At 67.6% G+C, this 22,268-nt stretch carries 22 protein-coding genes; 8 read left to right on the forward strand and 14 right to left on the reverse strand.

Features of this window, described 5'->3' with window-relative positions:
- Positions 1 to 106 precede the first annotated feature (106 nt).
- Both ACVT6V_RS24795 and ACVT6V_RS24800 read left to right on the forward strand, forming a co-directional pair.
- Positions 107 to 742 (forward strand): dTMP kinase, encoded by a 636-nt coding sequence (locus ACVT6V_RS24795; protein WP_489896739.1) that lies wholly within the window; start codon positions 107 to 109, stop codon positions 740 to 742.
- Between the two features lie 412 nt (positions 743 to 1,154).
- On the forward strand, positions 1,155 to 1,640 hold the full coding sequence (locus tag ACVT6V_RS24800; protein WP_489896740.1) for an Rv0361 family membrane protein: 486 nt from the start codon (positions 1,155 to 1,157) through the stop codon (positions 1,638 to 1,640).
- Positions 1,641 to 2,073: 433 nt separating this feature from the next.
- Here ACVT6V_RS24800 and ahcY read toward each other — a convergent pair whose 3' ends face one another.
- The 12 genes from ahcY to ACVT6V_RS24860 all read right to left on the reverse strand — a co-directional run bounded on the left by ahcY (position 2,074) and on the right by ACVT6V_RS24860 (position 11,969).
- Positions 2,074 to 3,540, reverse strand: coding sequence for an adenosylhomocysteinase (gene ahcY / locus ACVT6V_RS24805; RefSeq protein ID WP_489896741.1), 1,467 nt, complete (start codon positions 3,538 to 3,540; stop codon positions 2,074 to 2,076).
- Positions 3,541 to 3,665: 125 nt separating this feature from the next.
- Positions 3,666 to 5,159, reverse strand: coding sequence for an amino acid permease (locus ACVT6V_RS24810; RefSeq protein ID WP_489896742.1), 1,494 nt, complete (start codon positions 5,157 to 5,159; stop codon positions 3,666 to 3,668).
- 144 nt (positions 5,160 to 5,303) lie between these two features.
- Positions 5,304 to 6,236, reverse strand: coding sequence for a cation diffusion facilitator family transporter (locus ACVT6V_RS24815; protein ID WP_489896743.1), 933 nt, complete (start codon positions 6,234 to 6,236; stop codon positions 5,304 to 5,306).
- Positions 6,237 to 6,386: 150 nt separating this feature from the next.
- Positions 6,387 to 6,683 (reverse strand): WXG100 family type VII secretion target, encoded by a 297-nt coding sequence (locus tag ACVT6V_RS24820; RefSeq protein ID WP_489896744.1) that lies wholly within the window; start codon positions 6,681 to 6,683, stop codon positions 6,387 to 6,389.
- 30 nt (positions 6,684 to 6,713) lie between these two features.
- Positions 6,714 to 7,043 carry a WXG100 family type VII secretion target gene (locus tag ACVT6V_RS24825; RefSeq protein ID WP_489896745.1) on the reverse strand — a complete coding sequence of 110 codons (330 nt, stop codon included), beginning with the start codon at positions 7,041 to 7,043 and terminating at the stop codon, positions 6,714 to 6,716.
- A 125-nt stretch (positions 7,044 to 7,168) separates the two neighbouring features.
- Complete coding sequence (locus ACVT6V_RS24830) at positions 7,169 to 7,990, reverse strand: ESX secretion-associated protein EspG (RefSeq protein ID WP_489896746.1); 822 nt, start codon at positions 7,988 to 7,990, stop codon at positions 7,169 to 7,171.
- A 1-nt stretch (position 7,991) separates the two neighbouring features.
- Positions 7,992 to 9,029 carry a PPE domain-containing protein gene (locus ACVT6V_RS24835; protein ID WP_489896747.1) on the reverse strand — a complete coding sequence of 346 codons (1,038 nt, stop codon included), beginning with the start codon at positions 9,027 to 9,029 and terminating at the stop codon, positions 7,992 to 7,994.
- Positions 9,030 to 9,080: 51 nt separating this feature from the next.
- Positions 9,081 to 9,386, reverse strand: coding sequence for a PE family protein (locus ACVT6V_RS24840; protein ID WP_489896748.1), 306 nt, complete (start codon positions 9,384 to 9,386; stop codon positions 9,081 to 9,083).
- Positions 9,387 to 9,432: 46 nt separating this feature from the next.
- Positions 9,433 to 10,773, reverse strand: a complete 1,341-nt coding sequence (locus ACVT6V_RS24845; RefSeq protein WP_489901004.1) for a hypothetical protein — start codon at positions 10,771 to 10,773, stop codon at positions 9,433 to 9,435.
- Positions 10,774 to 10,796: 23 nt separating this feature from the next.
- Positions 10,797 to 11,105 carry a hypothetical protein gene (locus ACVT6V_RS24850; protein ID WP_489896749.1) on the reverse strand — a complete coding sequence of 103 codons (309 nt, stop codon included), beginning with the start codon at positions 11,103 to 11,105 and terminating at the stop codon, positions 10,797 to 10,799.
- A 117-nt stretch (positions 11,106 to 11,222) separates the two neighbouring features.
- Positions 11,223 to 11,543 carry a YbaB/EbfC family nucleoid-associated protein gene (locus ACVT6V_RS24855; protein ID WP_489896750.1) on the reverse strand — a complete coding sequence of 107 codons (321 nt, stop codon included), beginning with the start codon at positions 11,541 to 11,543 and terminating at the stop codon, positions 11,223 to 11,225.
- 9 nt (positions 11,544 to 11,552) lie between these two features.
- On the reverse strand, positions 11,553 to 11,969 hold the full coding sequence (locus ACVT6V_RS24860; protein ID WP_489896751.1) for a YbaB/EbfC family nucleoid-associated protein: 417 nt from the start codon (positions 11,967 to 11,969) through the stop codon (positions 11,553 to 11,555).
- Between the two features lie 346 nt (positions 11,970 to 12,315).
- On the opposite strand from ACVT6V_RS24860, the gene ACVT6V_RS24865 reads away from it, so the two are divergent.
- Both ACVT6V_RS24865 and ACVT6V_RS24870 read left to right on the forward strand, forming a co-directional pair.
- Complete coding sequence (locus ACVT6V_RS24865; protein ID WP_489896752.1) at positions 12,316 to 13,536, forward strand: CaiB/BaiF CoA transferase family protein; 1,221 nt, start codon at positions 12,316 to 12,318, stop codon at positions 13,534 to 13,536.
- A 139-nt stretch (positions 13,537 to 13,675) separates the two neighbouring features.
- The gene (locus ACVT6V_RS24870; protein ID WP_489896753.1) at positions 13,676 to 15,166 is read left to right on the forward strand and encodes a MinD/ParA family ATP-binding protein; all 1,491 of its coding nucleotides are present in this window, start codon (positions 13,676 to 13,678) and stop codon (positions 15,164 to 15,166) included.
- A 43-nt stretch (positions 15,167 to 15,209) separates the two neighbouring features.
- On the opposite strand, the gene ACVT6V_RS24875 is transcribed toward ACVT6V_RS24870, so the two are convergent.
- On the reverse strand, positions 15,210 to 15,833 hold the full coding sequence (locus ACVT6V_RS24875) for a DedA family protein (RefSeq protein WP_489896754.1): 624 nt from the start codon (positions 15,831 to 15,833) through the stop codon (positions 15,210 to 15,212).
- A 326-nt stretch (positions 15,834 to 16,159) separates the two neighbouring features.
- Here ACVT6V_RS24875 and ACVT6V_RS24880 point away from each other — a divergent pair, with 326 nt between their 5' ends.
- Positions 16,160 to 17,185, forward strand: a complete 1,026-nt coding sequence (locus ACVT6V_RS24880) for an alpha/beta fold hydrolase (protein WP_489901005.1) — start codon at positions 16,160 to 16,162, stop codon at positions 17,183 to 17,185.
- A gap of 62 nt (positions 17,186 to 17,247) precedes the next feature.
- Positions 17,248 to 17,730 (forward strand): TM2 domain-containing protein, encoded by a 483-nt coding sequence (locus ACVT6V_RS24885; RefSeq protein WP_489896755.1) that lies wholly within the window; start codon positions 17,248 to 17,250, stop codon positions 17,728 to 17,730.
- On the opposite strand, the gene ACVT6V_RS24890 is transcribed toward ACVT6V_RS24885, so the two are convergent.
- Positions 17,725 to 19,692, reverse strand: coding sequence for a sugar phosphate isomerase/epimerase and 4-hydroxyphenylpyruvate domain-containing protein (locus ACVT6V_RS24890; protein ID WP_489896756.1), 1,968 nt, complete (start codon positions 19,690 to 19,692; stop codon positions 17,725 to 17,727). The genes ACVT6V_RS24885 and ACVT6V_RS24890 overlap by 6 nt on opposite strands.
- 225 nt (positions 19,693 to 19,917) lie before the next feature.
- Here ACVT6V_RS24890 and ACVT6V_RS24895 point away from each other — a divergent pair, with 225 nt between their 5' ends.
- Positions 19,918 to 21,282, forward strand: a complete 1,365-nt coding sequence (locus ACVT6V_RS24895; protein WP_489896757.1) for an MFS transporter — start codon at positions 19,918 to 19,920, stop codon at positions 21,280 to 21,282.
- Between the two features lie 42 nt (positions 21,283 to 21,324).
- Positions 21,325 to 22,263, forward strand: a complete 939-nt coding sequence (locus ACVT6V_RS24900) for a shikimate dehydrogenase (protein WP_489896758.1) — start codon at positions 21,325 to 21,327, stop codon at positions 22,261 to 22,263.
- Positions 22,264 to 22,268 lie beyond the last annotated feature (5 nt).

Genomic DNA, 22,268 nt, shown 5'->3' on the forward strand with positions numbered 1-22,268 from the left:
GACTCAACCGCGGAGATGACGCGCCGAACCCGGCTCGCCGTCACTCCGCGACGCATCGTCACGGCCCCTCCCGGAACACGATCCCGATGACGTTAAGATCCCCCACGTGGGCCAACTCATAGCGGTCGAGGGACTCGACGGCGCGGGCAAGAACACTCTCGTGTCCGCGCTGGTCGATCGATGGCGACGAGACGGCGTCCGGGTGTGGACCCTGACCTTCCCCCGCTACGGCGAATCGGTGACCGCCGACCTCGCCGCCGAGGCCCTGCACGGCCGGCACGGGGATCTGCGCGACAGCGTGTACGCGATGGCCCTCATGTTCGCCCTCGACCGGGCCGGCGCGGCCGACGAGATCCGCCGTGCCATCGCCGATCACGACATCGTGCTGCTCGATCGGTACGTGGCGTCGAACGCCGCGTACAACGCCGCGCGGCTCGAACAGGACGCCGACGGCGAGATGGTCGATTGGGTCAGAGACATCGAGTTCGGCCGATTCGGCCTGCCGGTTCCCGACCATCATGTGCTGCTCGGTGTTCCACCGAAGGTGGCCATGGATCGGGCGGCGCATCGCGCCGCGACCGACGCGACCCGGCCCCGCGACGCCTACGAACGCGACCAGGAACTCCAGCATCGCGTGGACGCGGTGTATCGGCAACTCGCCCAGAACAATTGGATGTCACCGTGGATGTCGACCGCCGACAGCGGGACCGACGACCTCGCGGTGCGTCTACTCGACGAATGACCTCCGTGCCGATCACCTGCGATTTCGATAGCCTGGAAGTTCCAGCCCACCGCGGGAAGGATGCGCCTTGACCTACCAGCAGCCACCCGGCGCTCCGCCGCCGGGTTCCCCGCCTCCCGGCCCGCAGGCCTCGACCCCACCGCCCCATCCCCAGACCGTGCCGCCACAGGCCCACCCTCAATGGTTTGCACCGAGCCCCGGTCCCGATGCGCCTCCGCCTCACCGCCACAGCCGCCCGGATTCCGTGGCCCAGGAACCATTTCGAGCAGCACCACCCCCGGCCCCGCCGATGTATCCGAGCGGGCCACCCCCGTATCAGGCACCCCCGGGTGCCCCGTTTCCCGGCGCACCCTTCCCGGGCGGGCACCTGCCGCCCTTCCCGCCTCCGCCACCGCCACGTCGAAACGGCGGCATGATCGCCGGAATCGTGGTCGGCGTACTCGCCGTCCTGGCGGTGGCGGTCCTGGTCGTGACCGTCGCGTTCCGGACCGCCGCCCCCTCCGACGATCCCGTCGCCACGAACACACCGGCCCCCACGACCACCGCGGCGCCCGGCGTAGCAGGGACCCCTGCCAGTCAGGCCGACCTCATCGCCATCCGGACCGCGATGCAGGCCTTCGTCGACGCGGTGAACTCACGCAACGTCGGCAGGATTCAGGGCGCAGTGTGCAGCGCGGTGCGCCCGCAGGTCACCGAACCGCTCGACATCACCGGCAACGTCGTCCTCGAGGAACTGAGTCAGGTCACCGTGACCGGAGACTCTGCCGAATCGAAGGTGACCACCCACCTCGAACTCGGCAACCAGCGATCCACCACCAAGCAGGACGACGAGAACTTCGCGCGCGAGGACGGCACCTGGTACGTGTGCCCGGGTGCCGAACCGGATATCGGGACGTAGCGCTTTCGTCTTTTCACGCCGACAGAACCTCGCTTCGCGCCGACAGAACCCAGCTTCGCGCCGACAGAACCCAGCTTCGCGCCGACAGAACCCAGCTTCGCGCCGACAGAACCCAGCTTCGCGCCGACAGAACCCAGCTTCGCGCCGACAGAACCCAGAATTTCACCGAGCGAACCCACGGTTCCCCTGTCGGGTGCGATTCGGGATCGCGGTGGGTTCGCTCGGTGAAATTCTGAGTTCTGTCGACTACCGTGCTGGGCGCGTCGGGAGGTCGGCTTCCGCGACTACCCTGCTGGGCGCGTCGGGAGGTCGGGCTCCGCGACCACCGTGCTGGGCGCGTCGGGAGGTCGGGCTCCGCGACTGCCGTGCTGGGCGGCATCGGGCGGCCGCTCCCGTGCTGGGCAGCGATGCCGGCGAGGGTTGGCCCGCGCGACTAGTACCGGTAGTGGTCGGGCTTGTAAGGGCCTTCGACGTCGACGTTGATGTACTCGGCCTGCTCCTTGGTGAGCTTGGTCAGCGTGCCACCGAGCGCCTCGACGTGGATGCGGGCGACCTTCTCGTCCAGGTGCTTGGGCAGACGGTAGACCTCGTTGTCGTACTCGTCGTTCTTGGTCCACAACTCGATCTGCGCGATGACCTGGTTGGAGAAGCTGTTGCTCATCACGAACGACGGGTGACCCGTCGCGTTACCCAGGTTCAGCAGACGTCCCTCGGACAGCACGATGATCGACTTGCCGCTGTCGAAAATCCACTGATCGACCTGCGGCTTGATGTTGATCCGCTTCGCGCCCGAGTTCTCCAGACCGGCCATGTCGATCTCGTTGTCGAAGTGGCCGATGTTGCCGAGGATCGCCTGGTGCTTCATCTCGCGCATGTGCTCGAGCGTGATGATGCCGAGGTTACCGGTCGAGGTGATCACGATGTCGGCGTCCTTGATGGCCTGCTCGACGGTGACGACATCGAAACCGTCCATCAGTGCCTGGAGCGCGTTGATCGGATCGATCTCGGTGACCTGCACGCGGGCGCCCTGCCCGGCCAAGGACTCGGCGCAGCCCTTACCCACGTCACCATAGCCGCAGATCAGCACCTTCTTGCCGCCGATCAGCACGTCGGTGCCGCGGTTGATGCCGTCGATCAGCGAGTGGCGGGTGCCGTACTTGTTGTCGAACTTCGACTTGGTGACCGAGTCGTTGACATTGATCGCGGGGAAGGTCAACTCGCCGGCCGCCGCGAACTGGTACAGCCGCAGAACGCCGGTGGTGGTCTCCTCGGTGACGCCCTGGACCGAGTCCGCGATCGTCGACCACTTGGTCTTGTCGGACTCGAATCGCGAGCGCAGCAGTTCGAGGAAGACCTTGTACTCGGCGGGATGATCGTCCTCGGCGGGCGGCACCACACCGGCCTTCTCGAACTCCGCCCCACGCAGCACGAGCATCGTGGCGTCGCCGCCGTCATCGAGAATCATGTTCGCCGGCTCGTCAGGCCAGGTGAGCATCTGCTCGGCCGCCCACCAGTATTCCTCCAGGGACTCGCCCTTCCAGGCGAACACCGGGACGCCCTTGGGCTCATCAGGTGTGCCGTGCGGCCCCACCACGACAGCTGCCGCGGCGTGATCCTGGGTGGAGAAGATGTTGCACGATGCCCAACGGACCTGCGCGCCGAGCGCGACCAGGGTCTCGATGAGGACTGCGGTCTGCACCGTCATGTGCAGCGATCCGGAGATGCGGGCGCCCTTGAGCGGCAACACATCCGCGTTCTCGCGCCGCAGCGACATCAGGCCCGGCATCTCGTGCTCGGCCAGTTCGATCTCCTTGCGGCCGAAGTCCGCGAGGGACAGGTCGGCCACCTTGTAGTCGATCCCGTTGCGGCTGTCGGCAGCCAGCGCCTGCGCAGTCGTCATCAAATCCCCTTGTCGTTCGCGTCGGGCACTGATCGATTTCAGTGCGGAATGCGTTCCACTCAGGCTATCCGACCCCGGCCGACGACCTATCTCCGGGAGCTGACCCGGTCCGTCACCTCTCCGGGTCAGACGAAGCTGTCGCTGACCTCACCACGTTCACGTTTGCCGACCATCGAATGGCGCTGGCTGTAGAGGAAGTAGACCGCGATGCCGATCACCATCCACACCACGAACCGGATCCACGTCAGGGCCGACAGATTGAGCATCAGCCACAGGCACGCGAGGACCGCCAGCACCGGGATGACCGGCCCGCCGGGCACCGTGAACCCACGCTCGAGGTCGGGACGGGTCCGGCGCAACACCATGACACCCGCGGCGACGACGATGAACGCGAACAGCGTCCCGACGTTCACCATCTCCTCGAGCTTGTTGATCGGGAAGAACCCGGCGACGATCGCAACAACGACGCCGATCAGGATGGTCAGCCGAGCCGGTGTACCGAAGCGCGCACTCGTCTTCGACATCGAGCGCGGGAGCAAACCGTCGCGGCACATCGCGAACAGCACTCGCGATTGCCCCAACATCAGGACCATCACCACGGTCGTGAGTCCGGCCAGCGCGCCGATCGCGATGATCTTCTCCGCCCAGGTCACCCCGTTGAGCGCGAAGGCGTCCGCGAGGTTCTTCGCATCCCCGTCGCCGGTGGCGAGTTGCTTGTAGCTCACCATGCCGGTCACGACGATGGTGACCAGGACGTAGAGGACGGTGACGATGGCCAGCGAGCCGAGAATGCCGCGCGGCACGTCCTTCTTCGGATTGCGGGTCTCCTCGGCCGTCGTGGCGACGACGTCGAAGCCGATGAATGCGAAGAACACGATGGACGCCGCAGCCAACACGCCGTACCAGCCGTAGGACGAGTCGCCGCCACCGGTGATCAACGAGAACAGCGTCGAGTCGACCGACTTCTCCGTACCGGCACCGTGTTCGGCGGGTGGCACGAACGGGGTGTAGTTGTCGGCCTTGACGTAGAAGGCGCCGACGATGATCACCATCAGCACGACCGCGACCTTGATGGCGGTGATGACGGCCGAGACCTGCGACGACAGTCGCGTCCCGAGGACCAGGAGCGTCGTGACCACCGCGATGATCGCGATCGCTCCCCAATCGACATCGAGGCCCGCGACCTCGACCGTGCCGCCAGCGAACCCGAAAACGCTGCCGAGGTAGCTCGACCAGCCCTTGGCGACCACCGCGGCGCCGACCGCGAACTCGAGGATGAGGTCCCATCCCAGGATCCAGGCCAGGAACTCGCCGAACGTCGCGTAGCCGAAGGTGTAGGCCGATCCGGCCACCGGGACCGTGGAGGCGAACTCCGCATAGCAGAGCGCGGCGAGCGCGCAGGCAATCGCGGCCATCACGAAGGACACCGAGATGGCCGGTCCCGCCTTGTCCCCGGCAACCGATGCCGTGATGGTGAAGATGCCGGCGCCGATGACGACCGAGACGCCGAAGACGATCAGGTTCCAGGCCGACAGGTTCTTGCGCAGTTGATGTTCGGGTTCGTCGGTGTCGGCCATCGACTGTTCGATGGACTTGATGCGAGTGAGCGGATTGGCCATTCGATGGACCTCCCGTTATCCGAGTCCGGTCAGGATCGCTGCCCGACTCGATCGTCGCGAACGTCTGGTGAAGCGATCACCAACGCTAGCCGACCGTCACCACGTGTACGGGGTGAATTGTGTAGTTCACCCACGGACCGTGACTCAGGCCGTCGTCTGGGTGGATGCCCGGTCGATGTCGGGTTCGAGATAGATGACCCGCGCCTGCGGGACCGCGTTGCGTATCCGCACCTCAGCGGCATCGATCGTGGTCGCCACCGTCTGCGCGTCCGCGCCGGGCGGGATCGCGATCTTCGCTGCGACCAGCATCTCTTCGGGACCGAGGTATTGGGTCTTCATGTGGATGACCCGGTCGACGCCACCGGACTCCAGCGCGGCGTACAGGGCGCGTTCCTCTGCCTCGGTCGCACCTTCACCGATGAGCAGGCTCTTCATCTCCACGATCAGGATGATCGCGATGACACCGAGCAGCAGACCGATGCACAGGGTGCCGATCCCGTCCCAGACCGCATTGCCGGTCAGCATGGTCAGGCCCACCCCGGCGAGGGCGAAGAGCAGACCGATCAGCGCTCCGCTGTCCTCCAGCAGCACCACCGGCAGTTCGGGCGATCGCGAGTTGCGGATGAACCGCCACCACGACGCGCCTCCCTTCAGCGGTTTGGATTCACGGTAGGCGGTGGTGAAGCTGTAGCCCTCCAGGCAGATCGCCACGAGCAGGATGATGACCGCGACCAGCGGCGAGTCGAGGCCGTGATCGTTTGCATGGCGGATCTTCTCGATCCCCTCGTAGATCGCGAATAACGACCCGAGGCTGAAGAGCACAAGCGCGACGACGAACGAGTAGAAGTACCGACTGCGCCCATAGCCGAAAGGATGCAGGCGGTCGGCTTCTTTGCCTGCCCGGTTCTGACCGAGCAACAACAGGCCCTGGTTCGACGTGTCGGCGACCGAGTGCACGGCCTCGGCGATCATCGACGACGACCCGGTGATCAGGAATCCGACGAACTTGGCCAGTGCGATACCCGCATTCGCCAGCAGCGCGGCGATGATCGCCCGCTTGGAGCCCTCGACAGACACGAAAACATCTCCTTGCCCGCGCATTCTCCGGCGCGACCGATTCATCCGATTCCCAGTGCCGAAAAGTGACTCTACTGCCCGCATCACGGCCCGGACACACGACGAGACCCACCGGGAGAACCAGTCCCGGTGGGTCCCGTCGCGAGTGGGCTATGCGTGGAAGGTCGCGCCGACGGCGCGGTCGGCACCCATCATCCGCTCGGCGGCGTTGGCGACGCCGTGGCCGAGTCCGCTGAGCTGCATGCGCGCTTCGTCGAACAGCTTGTCCCAGTGGGCCTGCGCGGCGTGGTAGGCCTCGGCGCCGTCCTGCGACATCCAGTTGTTGCTCAGGTTGTTCACCTGAGACTTCAACTGATCCGCCAACTGTCCCAGAGCGACGAAGTGCTGATTCAGGTCGCCGGACAACACGTCCATGCCGGCGAAGTCGTACTTGATGGGTTCGGACATGAAGAACTCCTTACGGGTGTGTGGGGTGTGTCAGAGGTTGAGGTGACCGGTGCTCGACGCGATCGCCTGCGCGATGTTCTCGTCGTGCTCGGCATAACCCTTGAAGCCCGTGGTCAGCTTCGCCTCGATGTCATCGAGCGCCGCGTGCAGCTTCGCTGCTGTCCCACTCCAATCCGTCTGGGTGGTGTTGTACGACTTCGCAGCCGTACCGCCCCAGGTCGCCATGCCACTGTCCGCCGAACTCTGGATCTTGCGCAGTACCCCGTGCATCTGCTCGACGATCCCTGCGATCGCCTGCGACGTGGCCTGCGCGCTGCCTACGTCGAGATGCACACCTGAAGCCGGTCCTTGACCTGCCATGCTTGATCTCCTCCTGTGTTACGGCACCGGTCGTCGATGCCACGGTGGTATCCGCGGAAAGCTGCCCACTCGCGGTGCTCCCGGCGCCGGCGGCACAGATACCCTGACAATTCCCCCCGCCCGGTTCACGGCATCCACCGTCCCTCGGGCAGCGTCTCGATCAAGAGGCCGACGGCCTGCGTGATCCGATGACCGCTACCCGCGGAAAGGGTGGTCCACACCCGTCCGTCCGGAGACTTGCTGGGACTGGCCACGATCCGACCCCGATCGGTGTCGAAGATGGCCAGAGCACCAGAAGATTGTGTGCTGACTCCGCCCGACCACGAGACCCCGACGATCTCGGTGCGCGTGTGACAGCTGGTCAACGCCGTCGCGATGGCCACTGCGTCGGAACTCACCGCACCGAGTGCGTGCAGTGCATCCGCGGCGTCGTTGGCGCTCTGACAGGTCGCCAACCGCGACGCCAGTTCGTCGGCGGGGACGCTCAGGCCACCGAACCGCGCGCTCTCGGCGGGCGGGAACTCCCGGGCGACGATCGTGCCCAGCTCGGACTCGGCGGTCACATCCACCAGCCGAAGTTCGACACGGGATCCCTGCCGTCGGGCGAAAACGTGGTCATGGCCGTTGCGGGCCAGGCAGATTCGCCGAATCCCGGTTTCTTCACCCGCTACTGCGAACAGCATCCGCATCTCGATCTGCCGTTCCGGCGCGGCCAGCACCCGCAGCGCGGTGGCCATCCAAGCGATCGGCTCGCCGCCGTCGATCAGCCCGCGCGCGCGGATCTCGCGATCCGCCGCGGTCGCACTCGTGGCCATTGCGTCGGTGTCGTCGTCGGCGGCCCACATGTCGAGGACGACCGGCCAGGTCTGCACGCCGGCCAACTCGCCGATGCGCCGGAGCACGTCGACGTCGAGGGTTGCGCCCGGGTCGGTGGTGAGACTCCACATGTCAGGTCCCCGTCCCCTGGTCGAGGATCAAGGTCTCGTTCAGGTACCGGGGGTCGACCGTGGTTCCGCCGTCGACGTGGGTGAGCGGTTGCACGGCAGTTCTGTCCGCGACTGCCAACTCGGCCCAGGTGGCCGGGGCGTCGCCGGCGGCTGCCGACGGCTCCTGCTCATCCGGCTGTTCGGGACCGGCCGGGCCACGAGCGACGACCCGCTCGGCCGACGCTGCGCCCTGCGCCGGCGGCGGCGCGACCGGTGCGCCCGGCGCGGTGTGACCGGTGGGAGCCGGCGTGGTCGGAGCCGAGCTGTTCACCGCGGACCCACCGGCCAGGATGGTCGGTGCGTAGCTCGTCTTCGCCGGAGGCGACGCAGCGACGGTCATCGGCACGCCGACAGGTGACGTGCCGACAGGTTCGGCAGTGCCGGCCTTCGCGGGTGAAGCGCTCGGCCGCGCCTGTGCGGCACGGGCGGCACGCTCGGCGGCGAGTGGATGCCCGGACACCAGATCGGGGGCGGGCGGGCCGGAGGGCCACGGTCGTGCCGCCGACTCCGAAGCCGACTCGTAGGTCTGCATCACGCGGGCCGCGCGCATCCGTTGATCGTGCACGGCCCGCTCGGCCTGTGCCGCTGCGCCCACCAGTGCCGGCGCGAGTGCACTCACGGTCGTCGCGACCCGCCTGGCCTGCTCGGCGAGGTCGACTTCGGCGAGGTCGGGCATCGTCAATCGCGCCACGGCCACCGCCGCGGCCTGCGCCTCCGCTCGGGCGGCATTGCCGCCCGCGGCCTCGGCCGCCTCGGCGAACCACGGCCCCAGGCGACTCAGCCTCTCGAGGATCGTGCTGGTGTGCGAAGAGTCCCAGTGGATGCCGAGCGCGCCCAGGATGGCGCCGTATTCGGCTGCGGCCGAACCCAACTCCGCGGCCAGCTGCGCCCATCCCGCGCCCGCTTCGACCAGCGGAGCGGGGCCTGCGCCGTCGCCGAGATCCGAGGCGAGCTGCGCGGTGGTACGTGCGTCCCAGATGACACCGGTGAAGCCGGTCAACGTCGTCTCCCTTCTCGTCGACGCGAGTGGTGGGTGTGAAAGGCTCGTGCGTCAGACGCGGAACCCGGCGGCAGCCTCGTCCTCGCCGCGGGAATATCCGGCTGCCTGCGCTCGCAGCACCGCCGCGATCTTGCGGAGTTCCTCGACGCCGCGGGCCGAGTCGTCGGTGAACGTCTCGGCCACCGCGTTGAAGCTTGTCGCCGACGTTCGCGACACCTCGTCGCGGCCGGCGCTGGGCACGGTGAGGCCCGGCGCCGCGGTGATCAACGACCGTTCGAGCCGCTCGGCGAGCCTATCGAGTCGGCCGGCGGCCGAGATGAGTTCTGCGGGATCGACATTCAACTGGGTGTCGGTCATGTTTCCTCGTTCCGGGTGCTGTCGGTCGGGTCGGTCGATCAGATGGTCAGGTGTCGACGGGTGAGCCGGCGTGCCCGCCGGGTGCGGGTCCGAGGCGCAGCTCGATGTCCGGCGACGAGTCCGTGGCGGGTTCGTCCTCGTGGCCGAGTACCGCCGGCGCGACGTCGGGAACCTGACCGACGACCCGCTGCCCGTTGTCCTCGGTGACGAGATAGTCGGGCACCTGATGCTCGTCGGCGGCGGCGCCGGCTCCCCGCGCCGCACCCGCCGCGCCCATCGGCGCCATCGATGCCGGGACGGTCGACGTGGTCGGGACGGCGGCGCGGACCGGCTGCTGCGGGCTGTACCCCGCCGGCTCGGTTGCGCCGAGGGAAGGGCTCATGAACGGACGTGCGGCCAAGGGCGCGGTGATGGCGCCGACACCACCGACTCCTCCCCCTCCGGCAGCGTGAGTTCTTCCTCCGGCTCCTCCACCGCCTCCGTCGGGACCGCCTGGCTTTCCCGCGGTGGCGCCGGGGGTGGTCATCACCTGTTCGGTCCGGGCCGCCGACAACATGGAGGTGACCGGCGACGCGATCATCGAGGGCAACTCCGACGCCGACGACACCGCCGGTGTCGCACCGTCGAGAACGGCACTGGCCACGGCGAACGGGGATTGGGTTGCGCCGCCGGCCGCAGGTGCGCTCGTCACCGGCACCTGCGCACCGTTGGCCGTCATCTGTGCGGTGGGACCCAACAACTGAGCTCGGGTGACGGCGACCTGGGCGGTGGCCTCCGCGAGTCCTTCGGTCGCGAAGCCGACGGCCAGTCCCTGTCCGAACGGGGTCATGATGAGCGGGACGGTCCCGGCGATCTTGCTGATCGTCGCCGCGATGATGGCCTGTACCGCGGCCAGACCGGCCCCGACAATGCCTGCGGCGGCGTTGATGTCGAACGACATCCCGGTGCCCTGGGTGGAGACGTTCGCCGTGTCCGCAGTCGCGACCGCCGACTTGCCAAGGGCGGCGGTGGAGGCGGTCCCGGTCCACAACTTGTCGAGCGCCTTGACCGCGCCCGAACTCATCGACATCGTCGTCTCGAGGACTTTGGAGAGGCTCTCGAAGATCGCTGAGGGATCGAAATCCGCCATCGAGAGGTCGCCGGTGCCGAAACCGCCGAGAAGATCGGTCATCGGCTTGATCAGCAGGTCGAGGTCGATGGCGGGCAGCGGCGGAAGGCCGGGCAACGGCGGACCCGGAGGCGGGAGACCCGGCAGGGCGGGCAGTCCGTGGCCGGCGAGCACATCGGCGACCGACTTGTCCAGGATCGGCCCCAGCGGGGAGGCGTTGATCATCTCCTGAACGGTCATGTGCGACATCGCGGGAACGTCGGGGATAACGACCGGCATGGGGCCGGGTGCCTGCGTGCCGGTCACAGGACCGATCGGATGGTGGCACCGGAGGCGGCGTCCTCACCCTCCAGCTGGGCCAGGCCCGCGAATGTGGCTGCGGCGCTCCCGGCGTGGACGGCAGCGAGGTTGCCCACCGCCAGCAGGTGGTTGGCCTGCGCCACGATGAACGATGCCAGGAACTCCTGTCCGATCAGGCCGAAGACGGGGACCATCACCGCGGTGTTGGCCGCCGCGTTGATCGAGCCGGCGGCACCGACCGCGGTCGCCATGGCCGCACTCGTCGCCCCGAATGCCTCGACGACCTCTGGCACAACCGTCACATCGCTCAAAGCTCTTCCCTCCCCTTCACCGCTGTCGACAAGTCGCAGGTCCCGATGCGATCACTCATTCAGACGCACCGGCGATCGACCTGGTTCCACTGCATTGGAAAATTCATTTCCCCGCCCTCACCGTGGCCGCGACCCGAGCAGATCGCCGAACGAGTCGGTGAACTCCTCGGTGATCAGCGCGCGCTTGGCGAATGCCCGCTGCGCCGCGAGCGCGGCCGTGGCCACGATCTGATCGCCCAGGCGGGTGCCGCCCAACTCGTTGGCGCCCGGCGCCAGCCAGAGACCGGTCAACGCACCCACCCCATCGATTTCGACGGTCACCAGATCATCGTCCGAGGTCTCCCGGACGGCGATCGCGGCATACTTCTCGTTCAATTCGTACAAGCTGTTCAGCTGTGCGTTCGCCCTCGCCTCGAGCTCATCCATCGCCCAACTCATAGCGGTGCCTCAGACCGATCGCAGCCACGACGCCGGAGCGTCGAGATCGTGGTCGTCGACTTGCTCGGCGCGCGCCAGGTCGTCGGACTTCGGCAACTTCATCGCATCCACGACGTCTCGACCCACCCCCGACGTGATCAGCTGTTCCCGCAGCCGAATACCGGCGACCATCGCCGATTGCCGACACAGGCGCAGAATCTGGTCGGCCAGGACGGCCGGCTCCTTCGACAGCGCCGAGTCGTCGATGCGCACCGAAACGGGCAGACCCTGCGGAGTCGTCACCACGGCGACGGCGCCGGAGCGCGACCGCGCGGTCGACAATGCGTGCGCGGCGTCCACGGCATCGGTATCCTGCGACGGCACCGCGGCATCGTGCTCGCCGGAGCCCGTGCGGCCGGACCATGTGCTGTTACCTCGTGTCGACATGGTGATCTGTCCCCCTCAAGACACCTGGATCATCGTCGTGACAATTCTTTCGACGTCGCCCGGCCGCAATCGGTTCCCCTGATCCGTCAGATTGGATCGATCCGGGTCCCCCGACCAACCGTGCGTACGCCAATGGCCGTCCACACTGATCCGACCGGGCGGCGCTGCGCCCGGACGTACCCGACGATCCTGCCATAACAGCCCACCCGTAACCACACAACACCCGGGTTTCCCACCGTTCGAACGACCCCCGGCTCCGCGGACATCGGCGTCGTCGTCGGCCGACCGGAACACGGCCTCGCGCCCCGAGGTACCGGCGGGGAACCGGATCGGCAATCCTGGCAGGGTGACGAATACCGACGCTTCCCCACCGGGCGCACTCGACGGACTGCGGGTACTCGAACTGGGCACGCTCATCGCCGGCCCCTTCGCGGGTCGCCTGCTCGGTGACATGGGTGCCGAGGTCATCAAGATCGAACCGCCTGGCTCGCCCGATCCGATCCGGACCTGGGGACAGGCCGAACAGGACGGCGAGCGGGTGTACTGGACCGTGCACGCCCGCAACAAGAAGGCCGTCACTCTGGACCTGCGGACGCCGGCGGGACGCGCGGTCTTCCTCGAACTGGTCGACGTCGCCGACATCATCGTGGAGAACTTCCGTCCGGGCACCCTCGAACGCTGGGATCTGGGATACGACGTGCTGTCGGCGCGCAACCCCGGCATCATCCTCGTCCGCGTCTCCGGCTACGGACAGACCGGGCCCGCCGCCTCCCGTGCCGGATACGCATCCGTCGCCGAGGCCGAGAGCGGCCTGCGCTACCTCAACGGCTATCCGGGAGAGGCGCCGCCGCGACTGGCACTGTCCCTCGGCGACACCCTGGCCGGCATGTTCGCCGCGCAGGGCGCGGTGGCCGCCGTCTACCGCAGGACCGTCACGGGCCGGGGGCAGGTGGTCGACACCGCGCTCACCGAGGCCTGTCTGGCCGTACAGGAGTCGACGATCGCCGACTACGACCTGGGCGGTGTGGTCCGGGGGCCGTCGGGAACCCGGCTCGACGGAATCGCACCGTCGAATCTCTATCTGGCCGCCGACGGGTTGCGGGTCGTGATCGCGGCGAACCAGGACACGGTGTTCCGTCGGCTCTGCGCCGCGATGGAGCGCCCCGAACTGGCCACCGACGAACGGTTCGTCGACCACCGCGCCCGCGGCATCAACCAGGACGAGCTCGACGACATCATCGCGGCGTGGGCCAAGAACCACACGAGTGAGGACCTCATCGAGATCCTCACTGCCGCCGGTGTTGTGGTGGGCCCGGTGAACACGGTCGCCGAGGTCGTGCGTGATCCCCAGATGCAGGCGCGGGACATGCTCGTCCCACATCACGACGAACGGCTCGGCCGCGACATCCTGGGTCCCGGTATCGTGCCCAAACTCTCCGAGAGTCCCGGTGGTGTGCGCTGCGCCGGACCGCCACGCCCCGGCGCGAACAACGACGAGATCTACCGTGGCCTACTCGGCCTCGACGACGAGAAGCTGGCGTCGCTGGCCGAGCAGGGCGTCATCTGACCACCTGCCTCGCCACAACCTGCTGGTCAGCGGCACGGAGTCGCTGTCCGCTCCATTCGGTACCGCTCCGAGTCTTCGTTACACTCTGGGGTCACGACGGATTGCGCGCAGTCGAACACCAACGGGGGGACCTTTCCGCATGACGTACGACAACTCCGGGAGTGTGGACGATTCCGGTGTGCCTGCGCCCCCTCCCTGGCTCCAGTTCGCCGAGCCGGAGCCGACCGAGGCGCCCCGACCGACACCGCCGCCCCTCGAGCAGCCGGCCTCCGGGCTTCCGCCCGGCGCACCCCGGGATGTGACGGACCCCGGCACCATGCGTGGCGACCACCCGCCGATGCCTTCGGTTCCGCCGCCCCACCCCGGTTCGCCGACCGGTGACCGGCCGGAACCGGCGCCCGCGCCGAACGTCGTCCGCCCCGAGGTGGCCGCGCCGGGCGCCGAACCGCCGGGAGCGGGCGCGCCGCGACCGACCGGCTGGGTCGAGTCCGCGCCGGCACCGGGTGCACAGCCGCCCTACCCGCCCATGAACCACCCGCCACAGATGCCCCGCCACGACGCGTCATCGCCGCAGATGCCGCCTACGCAGATGCCGCCCGCGCAGATGCCAGGCCCGGCGTACCCGCAACCGCAGGGACCGGGAGCACACTACGGATACCCGATGGGTCCCCCCGCTCACGCCGAACCCCATTCGGGCCCGGCCCTCGACGAGGTGGCCCTGATCCGCAAGGCGCGCAGACCACCGAGCCGCGGATGGCGACGCGCGGTGCACACCATCTCCGCAGGCACGATCAATCCGGGCGAATCCTCCGCCGACGTCGAGTACAAGCGTCTTCTGGAGCGAGTCAACCGACCGGTCCGCGGCGACTACCGGATCGCGGTGTTGTCGCTCAAGGGTGGGGTCGGGAAGACAACCACCGCAGTCGGATTGGGGTCGACCTTCGCGTCGTTGCGTGGCGACCGCGTCATCGCGGTGGACGCCAACCCCGATCTCGGCACGCTCGCCCAACGGGTTCCCCAACAGACCCGGTCGACCGTTCGCGACCTGCTGGCCGACCCGAACGTCTATCGGTACTCCGACGTCCGCGCGCACACGTCGCAGGCGCCGAGCCGTCTCGAGGTGCTCGCCTCCGAACGGGACCCCGCGATGGCGGAGGCGTTCAGCGACGAGGAGTACCGCGGCGTCATGCGCATCCTCCAGCGCTTCTACAACATCATCATCACCGACTGCGGTACCGGACTGAGCCATTCGGCCATGGGCGGCGTCCTCGATCAGGCCAATGCGATCATCCTGGTCAGTTCGCCGGCGATGGACGGCGCACGCAGCGCCGGTGCCACGCTCGATTGGCTGGAGGCGCACGGTTTCGGCCATCTCGTCTCGCGCGCCGTGGTCGTGTTGAGTTCCTCACGACCGGGGGCCTCGACGATCGACACCGATCAGCTGGGTCAGCATTTCCTGACCCGCTGCCGCGCGGTGCACAAGATCCCCTTCGACGACCATCTGTCCGAGGGGGCCGAGGTCGACCTGGATCTGGTCGGCAAACAGACCCGGCGGGCATTCGTCGGGCTCGCCGCGACCATCGCCGACGACTTCGCCTCACCGGCGACCGAGCCGTTCTACCCGTCTTAGCTACGCCCCTCTCGGCGTCGCCCCTCGTGGCTTCGTAGGAGCCTCACGCGGACTGTTTCGGCGACCGGCGCGACTCTCGCCAGCGACGACCGATGTGGATTGCCGTCGGTATCACCACGGTGAGCACCGAGCCGACGATGAACAGTTCGATGTGGTCGCGGATGAGGGTCACCTGCCCGAGAAAGTAGCCGAGCAGGATGATCCCGGCCGCCCAGGCGATACTGCCGAGCACGCTGAAGACGGTGAAGATGCGGTAGGACATCCCGGTGAACCCGGCGACCAGGGGGGTGAGAGTTCTCACGATCCCGATGAATCGGGCGAAGAACACAGTCAGCGCGCCGAACCGCTCGAAGTAGCGATGCGTCTTCTCCAGGGGTTCCGGTCCGATCCACCGCATCAGGCGCCCCTCGACGACCCCGGAACCGAGCCGCCGGCCGATCAGGTAGCCCACCTGGTCGCCGGCGATGGCGGCCGCGGGCACCGCGATACACAGCAGCCACACCGGGGCGAACGGATCCGGTTGGGCGGCAAAGACGCCCGCGGTGAACAAGATCGAATCGCCGGGGAACACGAACCCGATGAGCAGGCCGGTCTCGACGAAGATCAGAACGCACAGACCGATCAGCCCACCGGTCGCGAGGAATGTGTCGACGTCGAACGGATTCATCGACCTCAAGCCTAGTGACGCGCAGTGACGGATGACCCAGGCAGCCGCCGGCGACGCATGTCACACCCGATGCGCGCGGCGGAGGTTAACTCGATGCAACATGTCGGGCGAACTGTGCCAAACTGCGGTTTACTCGATGGTAAGGATGTCGACGTCGCAGACCCGTCGGCGTCACCGGAGGCGGTCACACCCAGCTGATCGCCCGACACAGACCATCACACAGACGTGATCGCGAGGAGCCCACCGTGTCCGGAAACACCCACCCACCAACCAGGGGTTCCCGGAGCCAGGCACGCACGCGCACCCAAACCGGCAAGTCCCCCGCGCTGCGTTCGGTGACCGACACCCAGGTACGGATCGAATACCACACCATCCACGGGTATCGGCGCGCCTACCGGATCGCGGGCAGCGGACCCGCACTGCTGCTGATCCACGGCATCGGCGACAACTCGTCGACGTGGGACGAGGTGATCCCCACCCTCGCCCAGCACTACACCGTCATCGCCCCGGATCTGCTCGGTCACGGCAGGTCGGAGAAACCGCGTGCCGACTACTCGGTGCCGGCATTCGCGAACGGGATGCGAGATCTGCTCGTGGTCCTCGGCTACTCCAAGGTCACCGTCGTCGGACATTCGCTCGGCGGCGGCGTCGCGATGCAGTTCTGTTATCAGTTTCCCCGCTTCGTGGAACGGCTCGTGCTGGTCGCGGCCGGTGGCGTGACCCGGGAGGTCAACCCGGCGTTGCGTCTCGTCTCGATGCCCGTCGCCCACGAGATCTTGAACCTTCTGCGGGTGCCGGGGGTCGTCCCGTCGCTGCGGCTGGCCGCACGCACACTCGCCGCCGTACCCCACGTACCGGGTATCCCGTCCACGGTGTCACCGCGACGCCTGCTGAACGACCACGAGGACCTGGTCCGGGTTCTCGGTGACCTCACCGACCCGACCGCATCGTCGGCATTCCTGCGCACCCTGCGCGCAGTCGTCGACTGGCGTGGTCAGGTCGTGACGATGCTGGATCGCTGCTATCTGACCGAACGGCTTCCCGTCCTGTTGATCTGGGGCGATGAGGACACGGTCATCCCCTATCACCACGCTCAGCTCGCACACGCGGCGATTCCGCACTCCGATTTCGTAACCTTCTCGCGCTGTGGACATTTCCCCTTCCACAGCGATCCGGAACGATTCACCAAGGTCATCATCGACTTCATCGAGAGCAACGAGGCGGTGCAGTTCGATCCGGCGAACTGGCGTCATCTCATGAGCGAGGGTCAGCGCCCGGGCGAGTTCACCGGAGATGAGGAGACCGTGGAGGCGGTACTCGACGCCATCGAAGACGAACGCAGCGCGACCTGATCCGTCATTCACTCGACTCCCACAGCCGCCGGGTTCGCCGGAAATCGTGAAATGATGTGGCGATGAGCTATCAGGGCCCTCAGTACGGGCCGGGACCGGACCCGTATCAGTCGAATCCGTACACTCAGCCGCCCGCATTCGGCTCCCCCGAGCCGAGTCCCTGGGGATATCCCGCTGCACCGGGCGGATACGGCGGCTTCGTCGACCCGATGGCCCCGTTCGGCCGGGATCCCCGGACGGGCGAACCATACTCGGACAAGTCCAAGGTCGCCGCAGGCCTCCTGCAGATCTTCCTGGGCGGATTCGGTGCCGGCCGCTTCTACATCGGGGACAACTTCACCGCACTTCTCCAGTTGGGCCTGAACTTCGGCGGCATAGTCCTGATCTTCTTCGGGGCGATCCTGTCGTTCCTGATCATCCCCGTGCTGTTCGTGTTGGTCGGCCTCGCCATGACGCTGGGTGTCGGCATCTGGGTGCTGGTCGATGGGATCATGATGCTGACCGGCGGCGTCCGGGACAAGAACGGGCTGCCGCTGCGATCATGACGTGGCGCGTCGATGTAGTTCGGCAGCGACGCGACCCGGTGAGTTCACCTCACCGTATCCGCGGTAGCCGCCGCGCCGGCTCACGACCTCGAAGAAGAGATCCTCACCGATCGACGGAGTGAAGAAGTGCAGGAACTCGCCTCCCTCGCTGTCCGCGTCGTACAGGATGTCGAATTCCCGCAATTGCTTGATCATGTTCTCCGACAGGTCATATCGCGCTTGCACGTCGTCGTAGTAGTTGTCCGGGATGACCAGCGGTGAAAGCCCACGGGCCCGACACTGTCCGGCGGCCTCGATGATGTCGTCGCAGGCGAATGCGGCGTGCGTGAGTCCGCCGGGGCGGCGTAGCGGTCCGTGCGCGTCGAGTTGACTAGGCACCATCGCCGCGACGACGCGGACCGCAGATCCCGACGGCGTCGGCATCGTCAGTGCCTGACTGCGCATGGTGCCGACCGCGTCCGGGACGTCGAGGCCGTCGTCGACGCGCATCCCGAAGACCGAGCGCAGCAGCAGCATCGCGCCCTCCCAATCGGCTGTCGCGATGCCGATGCCGATGTGATCGACCCCGGTGAACAACGCCGACGGCAGCACCGGTTGTCGCGGCACGAGGTCGAACCGCTGCTGCCACTCGGCTGCCGAGACAACGGCCCGCAGGTCCACCGCCAGTGTGTCGGTGACCTCGAGCCGCACCACATCGTCGCGTTCCGAGGCCGCGGTGCCCGGCGCCGTCACGGGTGCGACCGGGACGTCGAAGGCGGCCGCTCGCTCCGCCCACGCGCCGGGATCGTCACTGCGCAGCCCGATCTGCGCGATGGTCGGCATGTCGGCCGGCACACCGGGCGCAGTCCACACCGTGCCTGCCGTGTTGTCGACGACGACGGCGATGTCTCCACCACGATGCAGGCGCAGGCCGGTCTCGCTGTCGACGCCTTGCAGGTCGAATCCGATCTGCGACAAGGTCTGGGCCACCAGCGGCGCCATCACCGGCCCGGCGGCAACCCGGATCGAGACCACATCCCCGGCGACGGCGCGACCGGCGCGCCCCGCCCCGGTCGGTGACGACGGGCGAGCACCGTCGATGCCGTCGACGCCATGGCCGACCAGTTCGGCCAGGTAGCGCAACGACCGATGGGCATCACGCGCGGTCCGCCCGGCATCGGCGTGCCGGAACAGGTCGCTGAACACCTCCAGTGACCACGGGCCGCGATAGCCGGCGTCACAGACCGCACGCATGAAACCGCCGAGGTCGAAGTTGCCCTGACCCGGCAGACACCGATGGTGGCGACTCCACTGGAGTACGTCCATACGCATGGCCGGCGCATCGGCGAGCTGCAGGAAGAAGATCGAATCCGGCGGAAGGTCTGCGATGCCGGCCGGATCGTCGGCGCGCGACAGGACGTGAAAACTGTCCAGGCAGGTGCCCAGAACCGGATTGTCCACTGCGGCGACCAGGCGCGCGGCGTGACGATAGTCGTTGACGTGGGTGCCCCAGGCAAGCGCCTCATAGGCGAGGCGTTTGCCCCGTCGCGCAGCCATCGACGCGGCCCGGGCCAGCTGCTCGGTCAGTCGGTCATCGTCGGCGACGGCGCCCGGCAGCGGCGAGGAGCAGACCAGCAGGAGGTCACATCCCAGCTCGTCCATCAGGTCGAACTTGCGTTCCAGCCGAACCAGGTTTCGGGCGAACTGATCGTCGTCGGCACTGTCGAGGTCACGGAACGGCTGATAGAGATCGATCGTCAGTCCGCGATCGGCGGTGGCAGCGGCGAGGGATCGCGGCCCCGACGGCGATGCGATCAGGTCGGGTTCGAAGATCTCGACACCGTCGAACCCCGCCGCGGCCGCGGCGTCGAGCTTCTCCTCGAGAGTCCCGGACAGACATACCGTGGCGATCGAGGTCCTCGGTAGCCGAACAGGGCCCCGGCGCGGTGATTCGACTCCCGTCGCGGTGGTGCCTGTGGTCATCGTCGACCTCCTACAGTGACGTCGGACACGGTGCCCATAATGTACCAAATAGTTCACTAGTCGTGTTCAGAGTTCCGACTATGCGAAAATTTTTATGGCCTCTGAACTGCCTAAATGGAACTTTTTATGAACTATCTGGTTAGTTGTCTTGACGAAGGCCGAACGTGTTTGTAGTCTCAGTCACACGCCATCCGAGCCGTGGCGCACACCACACCTGGAGGACCGATGACCACCACCCACCACGACCTGCCGGCGCCCGCGCCGCGCAAGGCGGCGCTGGCCAGCTTCATGGGCAGCCTGGTCGAGTACTACGACTTCTTCATCTTCGGCACCGCGTCCGCGCTGGTGTTCAACAAGATCTTCTTCCCCGAGTTCAGCTCCGGCGCAGGAACACTCGCCGCCTTCGCGACCTTCGGCGTCGCTTATGTCGCGCGTCCCGTCGGTGCCGTGATCCTCGGCCACTTCGGTGACCGGATCGGCCGCCAGCGCGTGCTGGTGTTCACCCTGCTGCTGATGGGGGCTGCCACGTTCCTGATCGGCTGCCTGCCCGATTACCACACCATCGGGATGGCGGCGCCCATCGCACTGGTCACCCTGCGCCTGCTGCAAGGGCTGTCCGCGGCCGGCGAGCAGTCCGGAGCCAGTTCCCTGACCGTCGAGCACTCGGACTCCGGGAAGCGCGCGTTCTATGCGAGCTGGACCCTCAACGGCACCCAGGCCGGCCTGCTGGTCGGCACCCTGGCCTTCATCCCGGTCGCAGCCCTGCCCGAGGACGCCCTGCTCAGCTGGGGTTGGCGCATCCCGTTCCTGTTCAGCTCCGTCGTGATGCTGGTCGCCTACCTGATCCGTCGCACCATGCCCGAGACCCCGGTCTTCGAGGCCGTCAAGGAGGCCGACGGCGTCTCCGAGGTGCCCCTGTTCAACCTCCTGCGCAACCATTGGCGTCCGCTGCTGCGCGTGATCGCCTGTGCCCTGATCGCCACGATGAGCACCCTGTTCTCCACCTTTGCGCTCAAGTACGCCACCGACGACTTCGACGTCTCCAAGGGCTCGATGCTGACCGTGAGCGTCGTGGCGAACCTGGTCATGCTGTTCACCCAGCCCCTGTGGGGCATGATCTCGGACCGCGTCGGTCGCAAGCCGATCTTCATCGGCGGTGCCGTGGGCTGCGCGGTGCTCTCGTTCCCCTACCTGTTCCTGCTCACCACCGGATCGTTCTGGGTGATCCTCTTCTCCACCCTCGTCATCCAGTCGTTCGTCTACGCCGCGGCCAACGCCATCTGGCCGTCGTTCTACGCCGAGATGTTCCCGGCGCAGGTCCGCTACTCGGGCGTGGCGATCGGCACCCAGATCGGCTTCATGGCCAGTGGCTTCCTCCCGCTGATCGCCGCCGCGATCCTCGGTGAAGGCCGCATGGGGTGGGTCCCGGTCGCGATCGTCGTCGCCGTCTGCGCACTGATCGCAGCGGCCGCCGCCACCACCGCGATCGAGACGAACAAGACCGACACGATGCGCCTCGGCGAGAAGGCCGGCACGGGCGAGTCCGACGCCGTGGCCACACCGCCGGTGCTCAACGGCGCGCCTGCCTGATCAACGTCAGCCCCCCAGCCCAGCCCGACCAGGAGACCACAGATGTTCGCTTCCGAGTTCGCCACCGCCACCCGACGGATCAACGAGGGAGCCACGGTCTGTGCCCTGGTCGGGCAGGGCATCTCCCGGTCCCTGACCCCGCCGATGCACGAGCAGGAGGCGGCCGCGCAGGGCCTGGACTACACCTATCTCATCCTGGATGTGCCCGAATCGACGTCGGCGACCGTCGACCTCGGAGAGGTCCTGCGTCGTGCCGAGCAGGCCGGGATGCGCGGGTTGAACGTCACACATCCGTTCAAGCAGCGCGTGCTCGAACACCTCGACGAGCTGTCCCCCGACGCAGAGCGGCTCGGCGCGGTCAACACGGTGGTGTTCGAGGGCGGGCGACGAATCGGGCACAACACCGACTGGTCGGGCTTCGCCCGCAACTTCGATCTCGGGTTCGGCGTCGAGAGCCCCCGCCCGGTGTCGCGATCATCGGTCGTCCAGGTCGGTGCCGGCGGGGCCGGCGCGGCGGTGGCCTACGCGATGCTCACCCGCGGCGTCGAGAACTTCCACATCGTCGACGTGGATCCGATACGGGCAGAGGCGCTCGCAGCGTCATTGCGCCCACTGTTCCCCGCGACCGCACTGACCGCGGGCGGCTCCGGCGACGCGGACCAGCGGATCGCCACGGCCGACGGCCTGGTGCACGCGACACCCATCGGGATGTCGGCGCACCCCGGGATGGCGGTCTCCCCCTCGGCGCTGCGGCCCGGGCTCTGGGTGGCCGAGGTGGTCTATCGGCCGGTCGTGACCGAGCTGGTCGCCACCGCCCGCGCAATCGGGGCGCGCACCCTGACCGGCGACGGCATGGCCGTCCACCAGGCGGTCGACGCGCTTCGACTGTTCACCGGCATCGAGCCCGACGCGGAGCGCATGACCCGGCACATCGGTGCACTGATCGCCGCCGAGGACCACGCCGCCCTGCGGACCGCGTGAAGCGC

It is taken from the genome of Gordonia sp. LMA167 (assembly GCF_058130025.1).

Excerpts from the sequence above, each read along its gene's own strand:
- ACVT6V_RS24800 (WP_489896740.1), top strand. The coding sequence starts at position 1,155 with ATGATCGCCGGAATCGTGGTCGGCGTACTCGCCGTCCTGGCGGTGGCG.
- ahcY (WP_489896741.1), bottom strand. The coding sequence starts at position 3,540 with ATGACGACTGCGCAGGCGCTGGCTGCCGACAGCCGCAACGGGATCGAC.
- ACVT6V_RS24810 (WP_489896742.1), bottom strand. The coding sequence starts at position 5,159 with ATGGCCAATCCGCTCACTCGCATCAAGTCCATCGAACAGTCGATGGCC.
- ACVT6V_RS24820 (WP_489896744.1), bottom strand. The coding sequence starts at position 6,683 with ATGTCCGAACCCATCAAGTACGACTTCGCCGGCATGGACGTGTTGTCC.
- ACVT6V_RS24825 (WP_489896745.1), bottom strand. The coding sequence starts at position 7,043 with ATGGCAGGTCAAGGACCGGCTTCAGGTGTGCATCTCGACGTAGGCAGC.
- ACVT6V_RS24830 (WP_489896746.1), bottom strand. The coding sequence starts at position 7,990 with ATGTGGAGTCTCACCACCGACCCGGGCGCAACCCTCGACGTCGACGTG.
- ACVT6V_RS24840 (WP_489896748.1), bottom strand. The coding sequence starts at position 9,386 with ATGACCGACACCCAGTTGAATGTCGATCCCGCAGAACTCATCTCGGCC.
- ACVT6V_RS24845 (WP_489901004.1), bottom strand. The coding sequence starts at position 10,773 with ATGCCGGTCGTTATCCCCGACGTTCCCGCGATGTCGCACATGACCGTT.
- ACVT6V_RS24855 (WP_489896750.1), bottom strand. The coding sequence starts at position 11,543 with ATGAGTTGGGCGATGGATGAGCTCGAGGCGAGGGCGAACGCACAGCTG.
- ACVT6V_RS24860 (WP_489896751.1), bottom strand. The coding sequence starts at position 11,969 with ATGTCGACACGAGGTAACAGCACATGGTCCGGCCGCACGGGCTCCGGC.
- ACVT6V_RS24870 (WP_489896753.1), top strand. The coding sequence starts at position 13,676 with ATGACGTACGACAACTCCGGGAGTGTGGACGATTCCGGTGTGCCTGCG.
- ACVT6V_RS24875 (WP_489896754.1), bottom strand. The coding sequence starts at position 15,833 with ATGAATCCGTTCGACGTCGACACATTCCTCGCGACCGGTGGGCTGATC.
- ACVT6V_RS24885 (WP_489896755.1), top strand. The coding sequence starts at position 17,248 with ATGAGCTATCAGGGCCCTCAGTACGGGCCGGGACCGGACCCGTATCAG.
- ACVT6V_RS24890 (WP_489896756.1), bottom strand. The coding sequence starts at position 19,692 with ATGACCACAGGCACCACCGCGACGGGAGTCGAATCACCGCGCCGGGGC.
- ACVT6V_RS24895 (WP_489896757.1), top strand. The coding sequence starts at position 19,918 with ATGACCACCACCCACCACGACCTGCCGGCGCCCGCGCCGCGCAAGGCG.
- ACVT6V_RS24900 (WP_489896758.1), top strand. The coding sequence starts at position 21,325 with ATGTTCGCTTCCGAGTTCGCCACCGCCACCCGACGGATCAACGAGGGA.